Annotated in this window: 19 protein-coding genes and 1 pseudogene; 7 read left to right on the top strand and 13 right to left on the bottom strand. The window is 59.6% G+C overall.

Annotated elements, in window-relative coordinates; all coding sequences use genetic code 11:
- The first annotated feature begins 13 nt into the window (after window positions 1-13).
- Window positions 14-1,249, top strand: a complete 1,236-nt coding sequence (locus BLL42_RS09230; RefSeq protein WP_071551784.1) for a glycosyltransferase family 4 protein — start codon at window positions 14-16, stop codon at window positions 1,247-1,249.
- Here BLL42_RS09230 and BLL42_RS09235 read toward each other — a convergent pair.
- From BLL42_RS09235 to BLL42_RS09245, 3 genes are all read right to left on the bottom strand, one after another.
- Window positions 1,218-2,321, bottom strand: coding sequence for an NADH:flavin oxidoreductase (locus BLL42_RS09235; RefSeq protein ID WP_071551785.1), 1,104 nt, complete (start codon window positions 2,319-2,321; stop codon window positions 1,218-1,220). The two genes, BLL42_RS09230 and BLL42_RS09235, sit on opposite strands and share 32 nt — an antisense overlap.
- Before the next feature lie 178 nt (window positions 2,322-2,499).
- Entirely contained in the window at window positions 2,500-2,982 is a 483-nt protein-coding gene (locus tag BLL42_RS09240; RefSeq protein ID WP_071551786.1) for a glutathione peroxidase, read from the bottom strand.
- 125 nt (window positions 2,983-3,107) lie between these two features.
- Window positions 3,108-3,593 (bottom strand): FKBP-type peptidyl-prolyl cis-trans isomerase, encoded by a 486-nt coding sequence (locus BLL42_RS09245; RefSeq protein WP_071551787.1) that lies wholly within the window; start codon window positions 3,591-3,593, stop codon window positions 3,108-3,110.
- Here BLL42_RS09245 and BLL42_RS09250 point away from each other — a divergent pair.
- The 3 genes from BLL42_RS09250 to yihG are packed head-to-tail and all read left to right on the top strand — an operon-like array spanning window position 3,562 to window position 6,965.
- Window positions 3,562-3,900 (top strand): DUF3565 domain-containing protein, encoded by a 339-nt coding sequence (locus BLL42_RS09250; RefSeq protein WP_071555723.1) that lies wholly within the window; start codon window positions 3,562-3,564, stop codon window positions 3,898-3,900. The genes BLL42_RS09245 and BLL42_RS09250 overlap by 32 nt on opposite strands.
- Window positions 3,901-3,959: 59 nt before the next feature.
- Window positions 3,960-6,059 (top strand): phosphate acetyltransferase, encoded by a 2,100-nt coding sequence (pta, locus tag BLL42_RS09255; protein ID WP_071551788.1) that lies wholly within the window; start codon window positions 3,960-3,962, stop codon window positions 6,057-6,059.
- Window positions 6,060-6,965: a 1-acylglycerol-3-phosphate O-acyltransferase, YihG family gene (yihG, locus tag BLL42_RS09260; RefSeq protein WP_071551789.1), complete on the top strand. Its 906-nt coding sequence runs from the start codon at window positions 6,060-6,062 to the stop codon at window positions 6,963-6,965.
- 164 nt (window positions 6,966-7,129) lie between these two features.
- Here yihG and cysN read toward each other — a convergent pair whose 3' ends face one another.
- From cysN to BLL42_RS09275, 3 genes and pseudogenes are all read right to left on the bottom strand, one after another.
- A complete protein-coding gene (gene cysN, locus BLL42_RS09265) occupies window positions 7,130-9,028 on the bottom strand; it encodes a sulfate adenylyltransferase subunit CysN (protein WP_071551790.1) in 1,899 nt (632 codons plus the stop codon).
- 9 nt (window positions 9,029-9,037) lie between these two features.
- Entirely contained in the window at window positions 9,038-9,955 is a 918-nt protein-coding gene (gene cysD / locus BLL42_RS09270; RefSeq protein WP_071551791.1) for a sulfate adenylyltransferase subunit CysD, read from the bottom strand.
- A 294-nt stretch (window positions 9,956-10,249) separates the two neighbouring features.
- Window positions 10,250-11,007 (bottom strand): annotated as a pseudogene (locus BLL42_RS09275) (Nif3-like dinuclear metal center hexameric protein).
- A 102-nt stretch (window positions 11,008-11,109) separates the two neighbouring features.
- Here BLL42_RS09275 and algW point away from each other — a divergent pair.
- From algW to BLL42_RS09290, 3 genes are all read left to right on the top strand, one after another.
- The gene (gene algW, locus BLL42_RS09280) at window positions 11,110-12,264 is read left to right on the top strand and encodes a Do family serine endopeptidase AlgW (RefSeq protein WP_071551792.1); all 1,155 of its coding nucleotides are present in this window, start codon (window positions 11,110-11,112) and stop codon (window positions 12,262-12,264) included.
- Window positions 12,265-12,405: 141 nt separating this feature from the next.
- Entirely contained in the window at window positions 12,406-14,511 is a 2,106-nt protein-coding gene (locus BLL42_RS09285; RefSeq protein WP_071551793.1) for a TonB-dependent siderophore receptor, read from the top strand.
- A gap of 12 nt (window positions 14,512-14,523) precedes the next feature.
- The gene (locus tag BLL42_RS09290) at window positions 14,524-15,252 is read left to right on the top strand and encodes a DUF4198 domain-containing protein (protein WP_071551794.1); all 729 of its coding nucleotides are present in this window, start codon (window positions 14,524-14,526) and stop codon (window positions 15,250-15,252) included.
- Between the two features lie 56 nt (window positions 15,253-15,308).
- On the opposite strand, the gene hisC is transcribed toward BLL42_RS09290, so the two are convergent.
- The 7 genes from hisC to BLL42_RS09325 all read right to left on the bottom strand — a co-directional run bounded on the left by hisC (window position 15,309) and on the right by BLL42_RS09325 (window position 21,210).
- On the bottom strand, window positions 15,309-16,361 hold the full coding sequence (gene hisC, locus BLL42_RS09295) for a histidinol-phosphate transaminase (RefSeq protein WP_071555724.1): 1,053 nt from the start codon (window positions 16,359-16,361) through the stop codon (window positions 15,309-15,311).
- 2 nt (window positions 16,362-16,363) lie between these two features.
- On the bottom strand, window positions 16,364-17,701 hold the full coding sequence (gene hisD, locus BLL42_RS09300) for a histidinol dehydrogenase (RefSeq protein WP_071551795.1): 1,338 nt from the start codon (window positions 17,699-17,701) through the stop codon (window positions 16,364-16,366).
- A gap of 124 nt (window positions 17,702-17,825) precedes the next feature.
- A complete protein-coding gene (gene hisG, locus BLL42_RS09305) occupies window positions 17,826-18,461 on the bottom strand; it encodes an ATP phosphoribosyltransferase (RefSeq protein WP_071551796.1) in 636 nt (211 codons plus the stop codon).
- A gap of 133 nt (window positions 18,462-18,594) precedes the next feature.
- Window positions 18,595-19,860 carry a UDP-N-acetylglucosamine 1-carboxyvinyltransferase gene (murA, locus tag BLL42_RS09310; RefSeq protein ID WP_019691905.1) on the bottom strand — a complete coding sequence of 422 codons (1,266 nt, stop codon included), beginning with the start codon at window positions 19,858-19,860 and terminating at the stop codon, window positions 18,595-18,597.
- A 22-nt stretch (window positions 19,861-19,882) separates the two neighbouring features.
- On the bottom strand, window positions 19,883-20,134 hold the full coding sequence (locus BLL42_RS09315; protein ID WP_019691904.1) for a BolA family protein: 252 nt from the start codon (window positions 20,132-20,134) through the stop codon (window positions 19,883-19,885).
- Window positions 20,135-20,248: 114 nt separating this feature from the next.
- Window positions 20,249-20,554 carry an STAS domain-containing protein gene (locus tag BLL42_RS09320; protein ID WP_071551797.1) on the bottom strand — a complete coding sequence of 102 codons (306 nt, stop codon included), beginning with the start codon at window positions 20,552-20,554 and terminating at the stop codon, window positions 20,249-20,251.
- Complete coding sequence (locus BLL42_RS09325; RefSeq protein ID WP_071551798.1) at window positions 20,551-21,210, bottom strand: MlaC/ttg2D family ABC transporter substrate-binding protein; 660 nt, start codon at window positions 21,208-21,210, stop codon at window positions 20,551-20,553. The genes BLL42_RS09320 and BLL42_RS09325 overlap by 4 nt, the downstream gene beginning before the upstream one ends.
- Window positions 21,211-21,216 lie beyond the last annotated feature (6 nt).

Consider the following 21,216-nt stretch of genomic DNA (forward strand, 5'->3'; position numbering starts at 1 on the left):
ACACAATGGCGACATGGCCTCAGCCGACACTGAGGTCATGACGACAGCTCTGCATATCACTCTGATCACCGAAACCTTCCCTCCGGAAATCAACGGCGTAGCCAATACCCTTGGCCGTTTGTGCGATGGCCTGCGCGCGCGCGGGCACCGTGTAGAACTGGTGCGACCGCGCCAGGGCAGCGATCAAACCCGCCTCAGTGACGACGAGTTGCTGCTCTGCCGCGGCTGGCCGCTGCCGGGTTACCCGGGACTGCAATGGGGCCAGTCGTCGATGCACAAATTACTGCGACGCTGGACGCGTCATCGCCCGGACGTGCTCTACATCGCCACCGAAGGCCCGCTGGGTTTGTCGGCCTTGCGGGCGGCACGGCGGCTGGGTATTTCGGTGGTGAGTGGTTTTCACACCAACTTCCAGCAGTACTCCAGCCAGTACGGTCTCGGGCTCTTGACCCGGTTACTGACGCATTACCTGCGCGGGTTCCATAACCGCTCCAAACTGACGCTGGTACCCAGCGCCAGTCAGCGAATGGAGTTGGAGCGCCGACACTTTGAGCGTCTGGCGGTGCTGTCCCGCGGCGTCGACAGCCAACTGTTTCACCCGGCCAAACGGCTGGATTCGCTGCGTGAAAGCTGGGGGCTGAAAAACGACGATGTCGCGGTGATTCATGTCGGTCGGCTCGCTCAGGAAAAGAACCTGGGTCTGCTCAAACGCTGTTTCCAGACCTTGCAGTCGACTTATCCACAGCGCCGGATGAAGCTGATCGTGGTCGGTGATGGCCCGCAGCGAGCGATGCTGGAAAAGGAGCTGCCCGAGGCGATCTTCTGCGGCTCACAGCACGGCGAAGCCCTGGCCTGCCACTATGCGTCCGGGGATTTGTTTCTGTTTCCAAGCCTGACTGAAACCTTCGGCAATGTGGTGCTCGAAGCCCTGGCCTCCGGGTTGGGTGTGGTGGCCTACGATCAGGCAGCCGCGGCTCAGCACATTCGCCATGGCTACAACGGCGTACTGGCGATGCCGGGGGACGTAGAGGCGTTTTGCGATGCCGCCCGTTGGCTGCTGGAAGAAACAGAAACCTTGCGCTGCGTACGACTCAACGCGCGTCAGCACGCCAGCCGGCAGGGTTGGGGGGCAATCATCGAGCAGTTTGAAGGGCAGTTGCGCGGGGCCTGCGAGGCGCAAGCTGGGGCACGGCCTTTGCTGGCCATGCCCCATTCGATCAAACCAGCGTCATCAACGCCTCACGACTGAACGGCAGGATGTCCTGCTCGCGACCCTCACGGACTTTCAGCGCCCAGTCCGGGTCGACCAGCAAGGCGCGACCCACGGCCACCAGGTCGAACTCATCGTTGTTCAAGCGTTCCAGCAGTTTCTCGAGGCTGGCCGGCTGTGCGATTTTGTCAGTGTTGACCATAAACTGCAGGAACTCACCGTCCAGCCCCACGCTGCCCACGGTGATGGTCGGCTTGCCCGTCAGTTTGCGGGTCCAGCCTGCCAGGTTCAACTCGGAGCCGTCGAACTCCGGCTCCCAGAAACGCCGCGTCGAGCAGTGGAAAATATCCACGCCGGCATCGGACAGCGGCTGAAGAAATTCGCCCAACGCCTCCGGGGTTTGCACCAGACGCGCGGTGTAGTCCTGCTGCTTCCACTGGGAAAACCGGAAGATGATCGGGTAGTTCGGACCGACCGCCGCACGCACGGCCTGGATCAACTCGATGGCGAAACGCGAACGATTGGCCAGGCTGCCACCGTATTCGTCGGTGCGCTGGTTGCTGCCCTCCCAGAAGAACTGGTCGACCAGATAGCCATGGGCGCCGTGGATCTCGACGCCATCCATGCCAATGCTCTGCGCATCTTTGGCGGCTTGGGCGAACGCTGCGATCACGTCTTGAATGTCCTGCTTGGTCATGCCGTGAACCACGACCTGACCGTCCTTGAGTTTTTCCGATGGCCCGTAGCCCGGCACGCTGGCGTCCGGTTCGGTGCCGATGCGCCGTACGCTGCCAACATGCCACAATTGCGGAACGATCTTGCCGCCTTCGGCATGCACCGCATCCACGACTTTTTTCCAGCCGGCCAACGCCGCTTCGCCGTAAAAGTGCGGAACGTTCGGGTAACCGTTGGAGGCCTTGTGGCCCACCGTGGTGCCCTCGGTGATGATCAGACCCACACCCGCGGCGGCGCGGCGGCGGTAGTACTCGATGACGTTCGAATTCGGCACGCCACCCGGGGAAAACGAACGGGTCATCGGCGCCATGACCACACGGGTCGGCAACTCCAGGGCGCCGAGGTTGAACGGTTTGAACAAGGCTTTGACAGGCATGCGGCACTCCATGGAGAGGCGAGGTTTATGACGGCGATAATATGGAGCGTGCAAGGTTTTGCGAAGCACTATTGATTTGGGTGATTAAAGGGTAGAAGCGAAAAGATCGCAGGCTACGCCAGCTCCTACGGATCAACGCTACTTGTAGGAGCTGCCGCAGGCTGCGATCTTTTGATGTTCAGACCAGGGCTTTTTCGATCGCCTGAACGATCGTCGGATCATCCGGCGCAGTACGTGGCGAGAAACGGGCCAGCACGCGACCATCTTTACCCAAGAGGAATTTCTCGAAGTTCCAGGTGATGTCACCCGGGAATTCCGCGCCCTCACCCGCCAACAACCGGTACAGCTGATGGCGATCGTGACCGTTGACTTCCAGCTTGCTGGACAGCGGAAAGGTCACGCCATAGTTGAGACTGCAGAACTCTTTGATCTCGTTTTCAGTGCCTGGCTCTTGCCCGGCAAACTGGTTGCACGGCAAACCCAGCACACTGAAGCCTTTGCCCTTGAATTGCTGGTAGAGGTTTTCCAGAGCGGCGTACTGTGGGGTCAATCCACACTTGGAGGCGACGTTGACCACCAGCACGACGTGCCCTTTGAAGGGCGCCAGAGGCAACTCCTGGCCATCCAAAGCTTTCAATGTAAGGTCGTGAAAAGCACTCATGACGGACTCCAAATTTCCCGTGTTCTTCTCGAAACAGCCACTTGGCGATGTCGCCAAGGACCGCCGCGGACTAAAAAGGCGCCCCTCGGGCGCCTCTCCAGTTCTCGAAAGCTTAGCGCAGAAAATCAGTGGTGATGGCCACCTTCGCCATGGACGTGACCATGAGCGATTTCTTCCTGGCTGGCATCACGGATGTCGATGATTTTGACCTGGAAGGTCAAACGCTGGCCGGCCAACGGGTGGTTGCCGTCAACGGTCACGTCGTCGCCGTCCAGATCACGGATGGTGACGATTTGCATCTGGCCGTCTGGCGCGGAAGCGTGGAACTGCATGCCCACTTCCAGTTCGTCGACGCCTTCGAACATGCTGCGGCTCAGAGTGCTGACCAGTTCGGCAGCGTATTCGCCGTAGGCATCTTCAGGTTCTACGGAGACTTTCAGTTCTTCACCAACGGCTTTGCCTTCCAGAGCCTTTTCCAGGCCAGGAATGATGTTACCTGCGCCTTGCAGGTAGACCAGCGGCGCGCCGCCGGCGGAGCTGTCGATGACCTCACCAGCGTCGTTGGTCAGGGTATAGTCGATGGAGACAGCCTTATTGGCGGCGATCAGCATGGGGCGAGACCTTTTGCATAGGAATATAGAAAGACCAAGTTTAGCGAAGCAAACGCCTGAAAGCGAACGGAACCCGGACGGACGGGTCGCTTCGACAGGGTCGACGATCCAAGGCTTCCATCAGGACGAGGACGGACACTGGGTTGTCGAGCTTTCCTGCGGCCATACCCAGCATCTGCGCCACCAGCCACCGTGGCAATCACGGGCCTGGGTGCTGGCCCCTGCCAAACGTATTGAAAAAATAGGCCAACCCTTTGATTGCGGTTGGTGCGCTCAAGGCTCGGTTAGCGATAACCTTGACGCCTGATTTCGGCAGACAGTCAGATATAGGCCGTCGCCATTGCCATGCACCTCCAGAGAATCCGCATGCAAACTTTTTTTATCGCGCCCACCGATTTTGGTGTGGGTCTGACCTCCATCAGCCTCGGGCTGGTGCGTACCCTTGAGCGAGCCGGCCTGAAAGTCGGCTTCTTCAAACCGATTGCCCAGCCACATCCAGGCGACACCGGGCCTGAACGCTCCACCGAACTGGTGGCCCGCACCCACGGTCTGAAGCCGCCGCAGCCGCTGGGCCTGGCCCACGTCGAACGGATGCTCGGCGACGGTCAGCTGGATGAGTTGCTGGAAGAAATCATCACCCTGTACCAGCAAGCCGCCATTGGCAAAGACGTGCTGATCGTCGAAGGCATGGTCCCGACCCGCAGCGCCAGCTACGCCGCACGAGTCAACCTGCACTTGGCGAAAAGCCTGGATGCCGAGGTGATTCTGGTCTCGGCGCCGGAAAACGAAGTGCTCACCGAACTGTCTGGCCGAGTGGAGTTGCAGGCGCAATTGTTCGGCGGTCCGAAGGACCCAAAAGTGCTCGGCGTGATCCTTAACAAAGTGCGTACTGATGAAAGCATGGAGGCTTTCGCCGCCCGCTTGAAGGAACACTCGCCCTTGCTGCGCAGCGGCGACTTCCGGCTGCTTGGCTGCATTCCGTTCCAGCCGGAACTGAACGCGCCGCGCACCCGCGACGTGGCAGACCTGATGGGCGCTCAGGTGCTCAATGCCGGCGACTACGAAACCCGGCGCATGACCAAGATCATCATTTGTGCCCGCACCATGCGCAACACGGTCGAACTGCTCAAACCCGGCGTGCTGGTGGTGACCCCCGGCGATCGCGACGACATCATCCTTGCCGTCAGCCTCGCGGCGATGAATGGCGTGCCGCTGGCCGGGCTGTTGCTGACCAGCGACACCCTGCCTGACCCACGGATCATGGACCTCTGCCGAGGTGCCTTGCAGGCTGGTCTGCCCGTGTTGTCGGTGAGCACTGGCTCCTACGACACCGCCAACCAATTGAACGGTTTGAACAAGGAAATCCCGATCGACGACCGCGAGCGTGCGGAGATCATCACCGATTTCGTCGCCAGCCACCTCGACGCCAACTGGTTGCACCAACGCTGCGGTACGCCGCGTGAAATGCGCCTGTCGCCGGCGGTGTTCCGCTATCAACTGATCCAACGCGCCCAGGCTGCCAACAAACGCATTGTCCTGCCTGAGGGCAGTGAGCCGTTGACGGTGCAGGCGGCGGCGATCTGCCAGGCGCGCGGCATTGCTCGCTGTGTGTTACTGGCCAAACCCGAAGACGTGCAAGCGGTCGCGCGTGCCCAGGGTATCGAGTTGCCTGAGGGCCTGGAGATTCTCGATCCGGACCTGATCCGTCAGCGCTATGTCGAGCCGATGGTCGCGCTGCGCAAGACCAAAAGCCTCAACGCTCCAATGGCCGAGCAACAACTGGAAGACACCGTGGTGATCGGCACCATGATGCTGGCGCTGGATGAAGTCGACGGGCTGGTGTCCGGGGTCATTCACTCCACCGCCAATACCATTCGCCCGGCGTTGCAATTGATCAAGACCGCCCCCGGTTGCACGCTGGTGTCGTCGGTATTTTTCATGCTGTTCCCGGAGGAAGTGCTGGTCTACGGCGACTGCATCATGAACCCGCACCCGAGCGCCAGCGAGCTGGCCGAAATCGCCCTGCAAAGCGCCGACTCTGCCGCAGCCTTCGGGATCACGCCACGGGTGGCGATGCTCAGCTATTCCAGCGGTGAGTCGGCCAGCGGCGAAGAAGTCGAGAAAGTCCGCGAGGCCACTCTGCTCGCCCACGAAGCGCAAAACGCGCTGCTGATCGACGGGCCGTTGCAGTACGACGCCGCGGCCAACGCAGACGTGGCCCGACAATTGGCGCCGAACAGTCAGGTAGCCGGTCGCGCGACGGTGTTCATTTTCCCCGACCTGAACACCGGTAACACCACCCACAAAGCCGTGCAACGCAGCGCCGACTGCGTCAGCCTCGGGCCGATGCTGCAAGGCCTGCGCAAACCGGTCAATGATTTGCCACGCGGCGCTCAGGTCGACGACATCGTCTACACCATTGCCCTGACTGCGATTCAAGCCGCCAACCGACCTATGGATGTTTAAATGCTGGACTTTCTACCTGCACCCTTGCGAGGCGTGATCGCCTCGCTGTTGTTGGCACTGAACACTATCGTCTGCTGCACACCGCTGTTTGTCGTGGCGATCTTCAAATTACTGCTGCCCTTCCCCATCGCACAGCGCTTTACCGACTGGCTGATGAGCCACATCCATGAAGCCTGGATCAGCAACAACAAGGCCTGGATGGACTTGCTCGGGCACACGCGCTGGAAGCTCAGCGGGCTCGAAGGCCTGGACTATCAGCACTCGTACCTGATCACCAGCAACCACCAGAGCTGGGTCGACATCATGGTGTTGCAATACGTGCTCAACCGCCGGATTCGCCCGTTGAAGTTCTTCCTCAAGCAAGAGCTGATCTGGGTACCGGTGATTGGTCTGGCGTGGTGGGCACTGGGCTTCCCGTTCATGAAACGCTACTCCAAGGCCTATCTGGAAAAACACCCGGAGAAGAAAGGCAAGGACCTGGAAACCACGCGCAAGACCTGCGACAAGTTCCGCAATAACCCGGTGGGGATTTTCAACTTCGTCGAAGGCACACGTTTTACCGAAGGCAAGCATGCACAACAGCAATCGCCGTTCCGTCACCTGCTCAAGCCCAAGGCTGGCGGTATCGCGTTTGTGCTGGATGCCATGGGCGAGCAGTTGGAAGCCATCGTCAACGTGACCATTCACTACCCGGCCGGGCGCCCCGGTTATTGGGACCTGCTGTGCGGCAACGTGAAAGACGTGGTGGTGCACTTTCAGGCGCTGAAGATCCCGCCGCAATTCATCGGCAAGAACTACGACCAGGATGGCATGTACCGCCTGGAGTTCCAGGGCTGGATCAACCAGTTATGGGAAGACAAGGATGCGCTGCTGGAACAGATGCATCGGGAGAATCCAAGAGCCTGAGATCAAAAGATCGCAGGCTTCGCCAGCTCCTACGGGTGTACGCCGCCCCCCTGTAGAAGCTGCCGAAGGTTCGGGCCGCGTTCGGACGATCCTGGCAATCCAAAGGACACAAAAAAACCCGCAGATGATTGCTCATCGGCGGGTTTTTCATGACCGGCTAACGCTTAGATCGCGCCGCGTTTACGCAGCAGATCCAGCACTTGCTTGACGCTTTCTTCCAGCGACAACGTCTGCGTGTCAACCACAAGGTCAGCGTCCAGCGGCACATCGTACGGGAAGGAATCACCCGGGATGTTATCGCCACCCGCGGCGTACAAGCCTTGCGGATCACGCGCGGCGCAGACCATCGGCGACGCCTGCACGTAAACGGTCAGCAAACGCTCGCCGCCGATCAGCGCCTTGGCCTGTTCACGGCCTTCCGCGTCCGGTGCGACGAACGCAGCCAGGGTCAACAAACCGGCTTCGTTGAACTGACGTGCGACGTGAGCCGCACGACGCCAGTTCTCGGTACGCCCGGCGCGATCCTGCGGCAGACCTTTGTTCAGGTCGTGACGCAGGTTCTGGCCATCCAGTACAAACACCGCACGGCCCATGTCGAACAGTTTGCGTTCAACCGCATAGGCCAGGGTACTTTTGCCCGCACCCGAGAGGCCGCTGAACAGCACGGTGGCCGGTTGCTGGCCGAAGCGCTGGGCACGCTCCTCGGTGGCTACATGGGCCAACTTGCCGTGGTGCGTAGCGCTGCCGTGAGCCAAAGGCTGAGCGACGATCATGCCGGCGCCGACCGTGCCGTTGGTCAAGCGATCGATGATGATGAACGAACCGGTGGTGCGGTTGCTCTCATAACCGTCGAGGGCAATCGGCGCGTCGAGGCTGATCTTGACCTTACCGATCTCGTTCAGTTGCAAGGCACTGGCCGGGCCTTCTTCCAGGGTGTTCACGTCGACCTTGTTGACGATGCTGGCGATGGAGCCCGGCACGTAACTGGTGGCGCGTTTGATGTCGTATTTCTTGCCCGGCAGCATCGGCTCTTCAGCCATCCATACCAGCATCGCTTCGAAGCTGTCGGTGACCGGCGGCACGTTGTCGGCATGCACCAGCAAGTCGCCACGGGAGATGTCGATTTCGTCTTCCATGGTCAGCGTCACCGCCTGACCCGGGCCTGCGTGTTCCAGCTCACCTTCAAAGGTGACGATGGACTTCACGCGGCTGCTCTTGCCCGACGGCAGCACCACGACTTCGTCGCCCTTCTTGACGATACCGCTGGCCAGGGTGCCGGCGAAACCGCGGAAGTTCAGGTTCGGCCGGTTGACGTACTGCACCGGGAAACGCAGGTCGGTGAAGTTACGGTCGCCCGCCACTTCCACGGTTTCAAGGATTTCCATCAGCGACTGGCCGGTGTACCACGGCGAGCGCTCGGACTTGTTCACCACGTTGTCGCCCTTGAGCGCCGACATCGGCACGAAGTGCATGCTGGTGGGCTTCATCTTCAAGCCTTCAGCGAACTTCAGGTAGTCGGCCTTGATCGACTCGAACACGCCCTGATCGAAGTCCTTGAGGTCCATCTTGTTAATGGCGACGACGATGTGCTTGATGCCCAGCAACGAGGCGATAAAGCTGTGGCGACGGGTCTGGGTCTGCACGCCGTAACGGGCGTCGACCAGGATGATCGCCAGGTCACAGGTGGAGGCACCGGTGGCCATGTTGCGGGTGTACTGCTCATGGCCAGGGGTGTCGGCGATGATGAATTTGCGCTTGGCGGTGGAGAAGTAGCGGTACGCGACATCAATGGTGATGCCTTGTTCACGCTCGGCCTGCAGGCCGTCGACCAGCAACGCCAGGTCGATATCGTCACCGGTGGTGCCGACTTTTTTCGAGTCGCGGGTAATGGCTTCCAGATGGTCTTCGTAGATCATCTTGGAGTCGTGCAGCAGGCGCCCGATCAGGGTGCTCTTGCCGTCGTCGACGTTACCGCAGGTCAAAAAGCGCAGCAGTTCTTTACGTTCGTGCTGGCCCAGATAGGCGAGGATGTCCTCGCTGATCAAATCAGATTGATGCGACATGACAGCCCCTTAGAAATAACCTTGACGTTTTTTGTCTTCCATTGAGCCTGCGCCATCGTGATCGATGACACGGCCCTGGCGCTCGGAAGTTCGCGTCAGGAGCATTTCCTGAATGATGTCCGTGAGGCTTTCGGCCTCGGACTCCACCGCGCCCGTCAACGGGTAGCAACCAAGGGTACGGAAACGCACTTTCTTTTTGACGATGCGGGCTTTGTCTTCGTCGCTCAGGTGCTCGAGGATGCGCTCGTCGTCGATCATGATCAGCGTGCCGTTCTTCTCGATGACATCGCGTTCGGCGGCGAAGTACAGCGGGACGATCGGGATGCCTTCAAGGTAGATGTACTGCCAGATGTCCAGCTCGGTCCAGTTCGACAGCGGGAATACGCGGATCGATTCGCCTTTGTTGACCTTGCCGTTGTAGACGTTCCACAGCTCCGGACGCTGGTTTTTCGGGTCCCATCGGTGCTTGCTGTCGCGGAACGAATACACGCGCTCTTTAGCGCGGGATTTCTCTTCATCGCGGCGCGCACCACCGAAGGCAGCGTCGAAGCCGTACTGATCCAAAGCCTGTTTCAGGCCTTCGGTCTTCATGATGTCGGTGTGCTTGGCACTGCCGTGGGTGAAGGGGTTGATCCCTTGCGCCACGCCTTCCGGGTTGACGTGGGTAATCAGGTCAAGGCCCAGCTCTGCGACCATCTTGTCGCGGAAGCTGTACATCTCCTTGAATTTCCACTGGGTGTCGACGTGCATCACCGGAAACGGCAGCTTGCCCGGGAAGAACGCCTTGCGTGCCAGATGCAGCATCACGGCGGAGTCTTTACCGATGGAGTACAGCATCACCGGGTTGTCGAACTCGGCGGCCACCTCGCGGATGATGTGGATGCTTTCCGCCTCCAGCTGTTTCAGATGCGTCAGTTTGTCGACCATGGCTACTCACGAAAGCTTTCTTATGAACGGCCAGCGGGCCGTGTTCGAGCGGCGAATGCTAGCACAGCGACCTCTTCTAATCAGGACGCCAACTAGATCGAAAGGGCATATGAATATACCGCCGCGTTTGGGCTACCACCCCACCTGTTGATTTGGAACCGCCCCCACGTAGGAGCTGCCGAAGGCTGCGATCTTTTGATCTTGGGCGAACCTGCCGACGACCAAAGATCGCAGCCTTCGGCAGCTCCTACAAGGGGGCATGGGCAATATGCATCACCCCGATAATCTGTCTGCTCAGATTGGATTCGGGCAGTCGATGAAGAGGTGTTCAAGAGCAAACCGTCGCGCCAGATAATCCCCCAGCGCCTGCACGCCGAAGCGTTCGGTGGCGTGATGGCCGGCGGCGATGAAGCTGATGTCGTTTTCCCGGGCGCTGTGGAAGGTTTGCTCGGACGCTTCACCGCTCAGGTACAGATCGACACCGGCCAGCACCGCCTGATCGATATAACCCTGACCCCCCCCGTGCACCAGCCCACACGTCGGACCATTTTGCTGCCTTCGATCAGCAGCGGCTCACGGCCCATGACCTCTTGCACATGACGGGCAAAGTCGCGCACGGTCATAGGTTCGGCGAGCGAACCGACCAGCCCGACCACTTTGAGGTTTTCCGGGTCCAGCGGGCCTTCGACCGTAATGTCCAGTTGGCGAGCCAGTTGCACGTTGTTGCCCACTTCCGGATGCACATCCAGCGGCAAGTGATAGGCCATGAGGCTGATGTCGTGCTTGAGCAGGGTTTTGAGCCTACGCTGCTTCATACCGGTGATGCAGGGGTTTTCGCCTTTCCAGAAGTAGCCGTGGTGTACCAGCACCAGATCGGCCTTGGCTTCGACCGCTGCATCGAGCAATGCCTGGCTGGCCGTCACGCCACTGACAATGCGCATGACCTGTGGCCGGCCTTCGACTTGCAGACCGTTGGGGCAATAGTCGGCAATCCGTGAACTGGCAAGGTAACGATCCGCTTCTTCTACCAGGGTGCTCAGGGCGACGGCCATAAAAGACTCCTAAATATCCCGTTCAGAGGCGCGCACGGCCTCGTATAATGCGCGACATTATGGGCCGTAGGCGGCTCTTCGTAACCTCCCAGGATTTTTTCAATGCTCAAGGGTCTGCGTTTTTTTGGCTGGCCGCTGCTGGCCGGCGTGCTTATCGCGTTGTTGATCATCCAGCGTTACCCACAATGGGTCGGACTACCCAGCCTGGATGTGAACCTGCAGCAAGCCCCGCTAACCACTCAGACCCAACAGGGGCCGGTGTCCTATGCGGATGCCGTGGTCATCGCCGCACCGGCGGTGGTCAACCTCTACACCACCAAAGTGGTCAACAAAACCAGCCATCCGCTGTTTGAAGACCCACAATTCCGGCGATTCTTTGGCGACAACGCGCCCAAGCAGAAGCGGATGGAGTCGAGCCTCGGTTCCGGAGTGATCATGAGCCCGGAAGGTTATTTGCTGACCAACAACCACGTGACCACGGGTGCCGACCAGATTGTTGTCGCGCTCAAGGATGGTCGTGAAACCCTCGCCCGCGTGATCGGCAGCGACCCGGAAACCGACCTCGCGGTGCTGAAAATCGATTTGAGGAACCTGCCGTCGATCACCGTCGGCCGCTCGGAAAGCGTGCGCGTCGGCGATGTCGCGCTGGCCATCGGCAACCCGTTTGGCGTCGGCCAGACCGTGACCATGGGCATCATCAGCGCCACCGGGCGTAATCAGCTGGGCCTGAACAACTACGAAGACTTCATCCAGACCGACGCCGCGATCAACCCGGGCAACTCCGGCGGTGCGCTGGTAGACGCCAACGGCAACCTCACCGGGATCAACACCGCGATTTTCTCCAAGTCCGGCGGCTCACAAGGCATTGGTTTCGCGATTCCGATCAAGCTGGCGATGGAAGTGATGAAGTCGATCATCGAGCACGGTCAGGTGATTCGTGGCTGGCTCGGAATTGAAGTGCAACCATTGAGTCAGGAACTGGCTGAGTCGTACGGCCTGTCCGGGCGTCCGGGGATTGTCGTTGCGGGGATTTTCCGCGACGGCCCGGCACAAAAAGCCGGCCTGCAATTGGGCGATGTGATCCTCAGCATTGACGGCGAACCGGCCGGCGATGGCCGCCGTTCGATGAACCAGGTGGCGCGGATCAAACCGACCGACAAGGTCACCATTCAGGTCATGCGTAACGGCAGGGAACTCAAGCTGACCGCAGAAATCGGTCTGCGTCCACCACCAGCACCGGTCAAAGAAGAAGAGTAAGCGGGTAGGAGCTGCCGGAGGCTGCGATCTTTTAGCGCCTTCGGCAACACCTGATATCTCCACTGAGGCAGACTCACCCTAAAAGCATACATTCTCATTAGGCATGTTATATTGTTTCAATATTGCTATTGGAACGCTCTCATGCCGTCTCGTAAATTTGCTCCTCTGGCAGGCCTGGCTCTAGGCCTGTTGGGGGATCCGGTGTTCGCCGAAGACCCACAACCGCTTGAACTGGACGCCATCAGCGTCACCTCCGATTACGAGTCTGCCACCGGTCCGGTGAAAGGCTATCGCGCCACGCGATCGTCCAGCGCGACCAAAACCGACACGGCGATCCGCGACATCCCGCAATCCATCAGTGTGATTCCTGCCAGCGTGCTCAAGGACCTGGGCAGCCACAATGTAGAGCGCGCGCTGGAGTTTGCCGGCGGCGTATCGAAACAGAACAACTTCGGCGGCCTGACGCTGTATGAGTACAGCGTACGCGGCTTCACCACCTCGGAGTTCTACAAGGACGGCTTCAGCGCCAACCGCGGTTACCCGAGCACTCCAGACGCCGCAAACGTCGAACGCATTGAAGTGCTCAAGGGACCCGCCGCCAGCCTTTACGGTCGCGGCGACCCTGGTGGTACGGTGAATATCGTCACCAAGAAACCGCAGCCCGAAGCCTTCAGCACCTTGCAGACCAGCGCCGGCAGTTGGGATCGTTACCGCACAGCACTGGACGTCAACACCCCGCTCGACCCGCAAGGTGATGTGCTGTCGCGGGTCAATCTGGCGGTTGAAGACAACCACAGCTTCCGCGATCACGTCGACAGCCAGCGGGTGTTCGTCGCACCGTCACTCAGTTGGCAGCTCAATCCGGACACCAGCCTGCTGGTGGAAAGTGAGATCGTCCGTCACAGCTCGACCTTCGATCGCGGCATCGTTGCACCGAACAACACCTGGAGCGGCGTTTCGCGCTCGACGTTCCTTGGCGAACCCGACGACGGCAACATCGACAACCACAACAACCTGCTGCAAGCGACCCTCGAACATCACCTCAACGACACCTGGAAACTGCGCCTGGCCAGCCATTACAAGGAAGGCAAACTCTGGGGCTTTGCCTCGGAAACCCGCCCGCTGAATACAGATCAACACACGGTCAACCGCCGCTACCGCGAGCGCGACAGCCGTTGGCACGACAGCATCACCCAGCTCGAACTGCGCGGTTTGTTCGACATTGGCAGTTGGCAACATGAACTGCTGATTGGCAGCGAGTACGAAAACTTCCGCAAGAATGAACGGGTCACCACCCTCGCTGGCGGCCCTTACGCGATCGACATCTACAATCCGGTTTATGGTCAGCCCAAACCCGACGGCAAGCGCTCCGGTCCGGACTTTTTCGAACAGGTCGAAAGTCAGGCACTCAATCTTCAGGACCAGATCGTTTTCACCGACCGCCTGCGCGGCATGGTCGGAGCGCGCTTCGAACATTTCGAGCAAACCATCGACGATCACGCCCTCAACAACCGCAGCCGCCAGAACCACGACGCCCTGACCCAACGCGCGGGCCTGCTCTATCAACTGACACCCCGGCACGGACTGTTCGCCAATGCCTCAACCTCGTTCAAGCCGAACAATGGTCTGGATGCCACGGGCAAATCCTTCGCCCCGGAAGAAGGTGTTGGCTACGAGGTCGGGATCAAGAGCGAGCTGTTCGATGAACGCCTGAGCAGCACCCTCGCCGCCTTCCATATCGAGAAAGAAAACGTCCTCGCCCTCGACCCCGCCACTGACTCCAATCGCGCCATGGGCAAGGCTCGCAGCCAGGGTTTCGATCTGCAAGTCAGCGGGCAACTCACCGATGCCGTACGGGTGATCGGCGCGTTCGCGTACATCGACGCCGAGGTCACCGAAGGCGACAAAGCCATCCCAACCGGCAGCCGGATTCTCGGCGTAGCCAGGCACAGCGGCAGTCTGCTGGGCGTTTATGAGTTTCAGGAAGGTCTGCTGCGCGGCTCGGATGTCGGCGCTGCCTACACCTATGTCGGTGATCGCTCGGGCGAAGCCGGCAGCGACTTCGAACTGCCGGCCTACCATACCGTCGACCTGCTGGCCCATTACAAGGCCAGTGAAAACGTCACGCTGGGGCTGAATCTGAACAACCTCTTCGACGAGAAATACTACGAGCGCTCCTACAGCAACTACTGGGTCAACCCCGGCGAGCCGCGCAATTTCACCGTCAGCCTGACACTCAATCTGTAAAAGGAAGTCACCATGCAACACGCTAAATCACTGGCCCTGCTGGGGCTGTTTGGTACGCTGTTCGCCGCTCAAGTCTCGGCCCACGGCCTGTGGACCGAACAACGCCGTGGCAACATCGAAGTCATCTACGGTCACGGTGCCGAAGACGATGCCTTCAAGGCGCAGAAAATCAGCGGTGCCTGGGCCTATGACATCGGCGGCAAAATGATCCCGGTTACCGTAGAACGCCTGGCCGATCATGCGCGCCTGCAACCGCTCAAATCGCCAGCGGTGCTGGCCGTGGCGCTGGACAATGGCATGTGGTCGCAGACCGCCGACAAAAAGTGGATCAATCACGGGCGCAGCAAAGTGCCGGGTGCTATCGAATCGACCCAGACCTTCAAGTACAGCCTGGCGATTTATCAGCCGGGAGCGAAGTTGCCTAAGCTTGATCAGATCAAATTGCTGATTTTGCCGGAGGTCGATCCGTTGACTGTTGGCCCGGGCAAATCATTGCCGGTGCAGGTGTTGCTCGATGGCAAACCAGCGGCGGGGATCAAGTTGATTGGCGACTATCGCAATGCGCCGAACACCTTGAGCACAGAAACCGATGCTCAAGGTCGAGCGCAGGTGTTGGTGCGCAACGAAGGGTTGAATGTGATTGCCGCGCAGGTGGAAATCCCGCTCAAGGGCAATCCGGATGTGGCGACGCGAGGAGTGTTCAGTTCGTTGACGTTCCTGGGTAAACCGCATCACGAGTAAACCGTCGACCTGAAGATCGTTCCCACGCTCTGCGCGGGAATGATCAGTCAGCAGATTTAGAGATCGCCAAGGCCGTCGATCAACGCCTGGTTCTGCTCTGGCGTACCGATGGTGATGCGCAGGAACTGGGCAATCCGTTCCTGCTTGAAGTGCCGGACGATCACGCCTTGCTCGCGCAACTTCGCCGCCAGGCCTGCCGCGTCATGCTGCGGGTGACGGGCGAAGATGAAGTTCGCCGCCGACGGCAACACGTCAAACCCCTTCTCCTGCAATTGCTTGACCACCCACTCGCGACTGTCGATCACCAGCCGACAGGTCTTGTCGAAGTGCTCGCGATCGGCAAACGCCGCTGCCGCACCCACGATCGCCAGGCGATCCAAAGGATAGGAGTTGAAACTGTTCTTGATCCGCTCCAGCGCCTCGATCAGGTCCGGATGCCCCACCGCCAGGCCCACGCGCAAACCGGCCAGCGAACGCGACTTGGAGAGCGTCTGAGTCACCAGCAGGTTCGGGTAACGGTCGACCAGGCTGATCGCCGTCTCACCGCCGAAGTCGATATAGGCTTCGTCGACGACCACCACCGTATCTGGGTTGGCCTTGAGGATTTGCTCCACCGCGTCGAGCGCCAACAGGCAACCGGTCGGCGCGTTCGGGTTGGGGAAAATGATCCCGCCGTTGGGCTTGGCATAGTCCGAGACGCGAATCTGGAACTGCTCGTCCAGCGGCACCGCATCGAATGGAATACCGTACAAGCCGCAATACACCGGATAAAAGCTGTAGCTGATGTCTGGGAACAGCAGCGGTTGACCGTGCTGGAACAGGCCGTGAAAAACATGGGCCAACACTTCATCCGAACCATTGCCGAGGAACACCTGATTGCCCTGCACGCCGTAATACTCAGCGACCGCCTGCTTGAGCAGATCGCTGTTGGGGTCTGGGTACAGACGCAGGTTGTCGTTCAGTTCGGTCTGCATCGCCGCCAGTGCTTTAGGCGATGGACCGTAAGGGTTTTCGTTGGTGTTGAGCTTGACCAGCTTCGCCAGTTTCGGCTGCTCGCCCGGTACGTACGGCACCAGATCCTTGACGAACGGACTCCAGAATTTACTCATGTTCATTTCCCCTGCCCTTCAATGAAGAGCTCGTCAACGATGCGGTATTCGGCGCTGCGGGCGTGAGCGGTCAGCGACTCGCCACGGGCCAGCACAGAAGCGGTCTTGCCCAGTTCGGAGGCACCCTGCTCGGAGCAGAAGATGATCGACGAACGCTTCTGGAAGTCATACACACCCAGCGGCGAGGAGAAACGCGCGGTGCCAGAAGTCGGCAACACGTGGTTGGGACCGGCGCAGTAATCGCCCAAGGCCTCGGACGTGTGACGGCCCATGAAGATCGCACCGGCGTGGCGGATCAGCGGCAACCAGGCTTGCGGATCCGCGACCGACAATTCCAGGTGTTCCGGCGCAATGCGGTTGGCCACGTCGATGGCCTGCTGCATGTCGCGAACCTGAATCAGCGCGCCACGGCCATTGATCGAGGTTTCGATGATGTCGGCGCGTTCCATGGTCGGCAGCAGTTTGGCGATACTGGCCGCCACCTGGTCGAGGAACCCGGCGTCGGGGCTGACCAGAATCGCCTGGGCGTCTTCGTCATGCTCGGCCTGGGAGAACAGGTCCATGGCGATCCAGTCCGGATCGGTCTGGCCATCGCACACCACGAGGATTTCCGACGGGCCAGCAATCATGTCGATACCAACCTGGCCAAACACGTGACGCTTGGCGGTGGCGACATAGATGTTGCCCGGTCCGACGACTTTGTCGACCTTCGGCACGCTTTCGGTGCCATAGGCCAGCGCGGCAACCGCTTGCGCACCACCGATGGTGAACACCCGGTCGACGCCCGCGATGCACGCCGCCGCCAGCACCAGTTCGTTGACTTCACCGCGTGGCGTCGGCACGACCATGACCACTTCGGTCACGCCGGCAACCTTCGCCGGAATCGCGTTCATCAACACCGAAGACGGATAGGAAGCTTTGCCACCCGGTACGTACAGACCGGCGCGATCCAGCGGCGTGACCTTCTGGCCCAGCACCGTGCCGTCAGCTTCGGTGTAGCTCCAGGAGTCCTGCTTCTGCTTTTCGTGGTAGCTGCGCACCCGCGCCGCGGCTTTTTCCAGCGCTTCGCGCTGAGGCACGGTGATCCGGGTCAGTGCCAGTTCCAGGCGCTCGCGCGGCAGGATCAGGTCGGCCATCGACGCCACGTGCAGGCCATCGAACTTCTCGGTGAATTCAACCAGCGCCGCGTCACCGCGCTCACGCACAGCCTTGATGATGTCCAGCACCCGCTGATTGACCGAGTCGTCAGACACACTTTCCCAGCTCAGCAGATGATCCAGATGATGCGCGAAATCCGGGTCAGCAGCGTTGAGTCGGCGAATTGCAGTCGGTGCGGTCATAGCGAGAGCCTCATAGGATTGGCGAAAACTCAGGTACCCGAAGCTACTATCGATCCGCTTGGGCACCTGAGAATTCTGGCTATGAGGCGGATAGACGGGCGCGACTCAACGTTGCGCTGGTGAATCAGCCGCGGTGTCGAGACTCCACTGCCTTGCGCAGGGTGTCGATCAACGCCTGGATACGAGCGTGCTGCATTTTCATCGAAGCTTTGTTGACGATCAGCCGGGAGCTGATGGCAGCAATGAAATCCTGTGGCTCCAGGCCGTTGGCCCGCAGCGTGTTACCGGTATCGACCACGTCGATGATCTTGTCCGCCAGACCGATCAGCGGTGCCAGCTCCATCGAGCCATAAAGCTTGATGATGTCGACCTGACGGCCCTGCTCGGCGTAATAACGCTTGGCAACGTTGACGAACTTGGTAGCGATGCGCAGACGGCCCTTGGGCTCGACCGCACCGATTTTACCGGCGGTCATCAGCTTGCACTGGGCAATTTGCAGATCCAGTGGCTCGTACAGGCCCTGGCCGCCGTATTCCATCAGCACATCTTTACCGGCGACGCCCAGGTCAGCGGCGCCATGCTCGACGTAGGTCGGCACATCGGTGGCGCGCACGATCAGCAAGCGCACATCGGCCTGGGTCGTGGGGATGATCAGCTTGCGGCTCTTGTCCGGATTCTCGGTCGGCACGATGCCCGCTTCAGCCAGAAGCGGCAGGGTGTCGTCGAGGATGCGGCCCTTGGACAGTGCGATGGTCAACATGGGAAACGTCAGTCCTTATCAGGATACTTATGCCCGGTCACAAACGGCGCCGGACAAACGTCGAGCCTGAAACGACAGGCTCGACTTGAACGATTCAACAGTCGGGCACCTCCTTGTGCCCATAAAGCAGAAACTAGCCCGGCACGCGGCGGATTTTCGCGCCGAGCATCTGCAGTTTCTCTTCGATGCACTCGTAACCACGGTCGATGTGGTAGATGCGATCGATCAGCGTGTCGCCTTCGGCGATCAGTGCCGAAATCACCAGGCTGGCCGAAGCCCGCAGGTCGGTGGCCATGACTGGCGCGCCCTTGAGCTTTTCGATGCCGGTGACGATCGCCGTGTTGCCTTCGACCTGGATGTGAGCGCCCATGCGGTGCAACTCGTAGACGTGCATGAAACGGTTTTCGAAGATCGTCTCGATCACTGCGCCAGTGCCTTCGGCAATCGCGTTGAGGGAGATGAACTGCGCCTGCATGTCAGTCGGGAACGCCGGGTACGGAGCGGTACGCACATTGACGGCTTTCGGCCGCTTGCCGTGCATGTTCAGCTCGATCCAGTCTTCGCCGGTGGTGATTTCGGCGCCCGCTTCCTTGAGTTTTTCCAGAACAGCTTCAAGGATGGTCGGATCGGTGTCCTTGACCTTCACGCGGCCGCCAGTCACGGCAGCAGCCACCAGGTAAGTACCGGTTTCGATACGGTCTGGCATGACTTTGTAAGTCGTGGTGTGCAGACGCTCGACGCCATCGATGGTGATGGTGTCGGTGCCGGCACCGGAAACCTTCGCGCCCATGGCGTTCAGGAAGTTCGCCAGGTCGACGACTTCAGGCTCGCGAGCGGCGTTTGCCAGAACGCTGCGGCCCTTGGCCAGAGCGGCCGCCATCATGATGTTCTCGGTACCGGTCACACTGACGGTATCGAAGAAGAAGTTTGCACCGCGCAAACCGCCTTCTGGCGCCTTCGCCTTGATGTAACCGCCTTCCACGTCAATGGTTGCACCCATGGCTTCAAGGCCACGGATGTGCAGGTCGACCGGACGCGAACCGATAGCGCAACCGCCAGGCAGTGCGACTTCAGCCTCACCGAAACGCGCGACCATCGGGCCCAGAACCAGAATCGACGCACGCATGGTTTTCACCAGTTCGTACGGAGCAATCAGGGTCTTGATGGTACGCGGGTCGATTTCGACGCTGAGTTTTTCGTCGATCACCGGCTCAATACCCATGCGACCGAACAGCTCGATCATGGTAGTGATGTCGTGCAGGTGCGGCAGGTTGGCGACCGTTACGGGGCCATCGCACAGCAGCGTTGCAGCCAGAATCGGCAGGGCAGAGTTCTTTGCCCCGGAAATACGGATTTCGCCATCAAGACGAACGCCGCCGGTAATAATCAATTTATCCATAAGAATCTCGACGCCCTTGGGCTCAGGTGCGCTCGGCCCAGGCCGCGCTGCTGAAAAATTTCATAGTAACCGCATGGATGCTGCCATCGGTGATCCATGGGTTCAAATGGGCATAGATCTGCTGCTGACGCTTGACCGGGCTCAATGCCGCCAGTTCATCGCTAATCACGTTCAGCTGAAAGTTGCAGCCTTCGCCCTCAACTTCTACCTGTACTGATAAAAGAGTCTCGGACAGCTTTCCTTCAAGAAAGCTCTTCACTTCGTTGGCCTGCATGCTCAACCTCAATCGGCGCCCTGTGCGCGCGGGTCGGACATCATACAAAAAAGCCCCGCGCCTGCGAACCCCGCATAGCAGGACTCTGACGGGGGACTTCTTTATAGATGATAGTTATGGGTGCGCCAAGAGCTCGGTCAATTCGCTGACCTGAGCGATTTCACGCATGTCGTCAGGCAGAGCACGGATGCTCAGTGCCTTGCCCGCCGCTTGCGCGTCACGCATGAAACACAGCAACAACGACAAACCGACGCTGCTGGACTTTTGCACACCCGAGCAATCAAGTACCAATGCCGACACCGTACTCGATTTGATCAACGCCTGGCCCTGCTTGCGCAGAGCCGGCCCGGTACGGTAATCGAGTACACCACTGAGCATCAGCTCACCGGCCTCGCCCATGCTGACAGCCGACTCACTCATTGAGCTGGCTTCTTCTGGGTCGTTTCCGCTTCGGTCTTTTCCTTGGCTTTGGCGACTTCACCGGCCCAACCATTGATGGTCGCGTCCAGGTTATTGCCATTGCGCTGCATCGCGTCGCTGAACTGATCACGGAACAGTTTGCCGATGTTGATGCCGTTGATGATCACGTTACGCAGTTTCCACTCGCCATTGATCTTTTCGAGTGTGTAAGACACAGGGTAGATTGCGCCATTGCTGCCTTTGACCGTCATACCAACGGTTGTACGGTCTCCCGACTCGTCCTTGGCAGGGTCAACGACAATGCCCTGATTGTTGTACTCGAGCAAGGCATTGCCATAGAACTGGAACAGGCCACGCTTGAAGTTATCTTCAAAGGTTTTCATTTGCGCAGGGGTGGCATTGCGCGAGTACTTGACCGTCATGATGCTCTTGGAGATGCCCTCGGCATCCACCACCGGCCCAACGATGGTGTTCAAGGCATCGTAAAAGCCTTTCGGATCCTGCTTGTACTTCGCTTTATTGGCCGACAGATCGGCGAGCAACCGAGTGGTGGTGTCCTGCACGATATCGTGTGCGGACGGCGCAGCCATGGCGTTAGCCATGAACGGCAAGACCGCAAGTAATACCAACAGGCCACGTCGCAAGGTAGAGATCATCAAAAA

It is taken from the genome of Pseudomonas frederiksbergensis (assembly GCF_001874645.1).
Classification (GTDB): Bacteria; Pseudomonadota; Gammaproteobacteria; order Pseudomonadales; family Pseudomonadaceae; genus Aquipseudomonas; species Aquipseudomonas frederiksbergensis_B.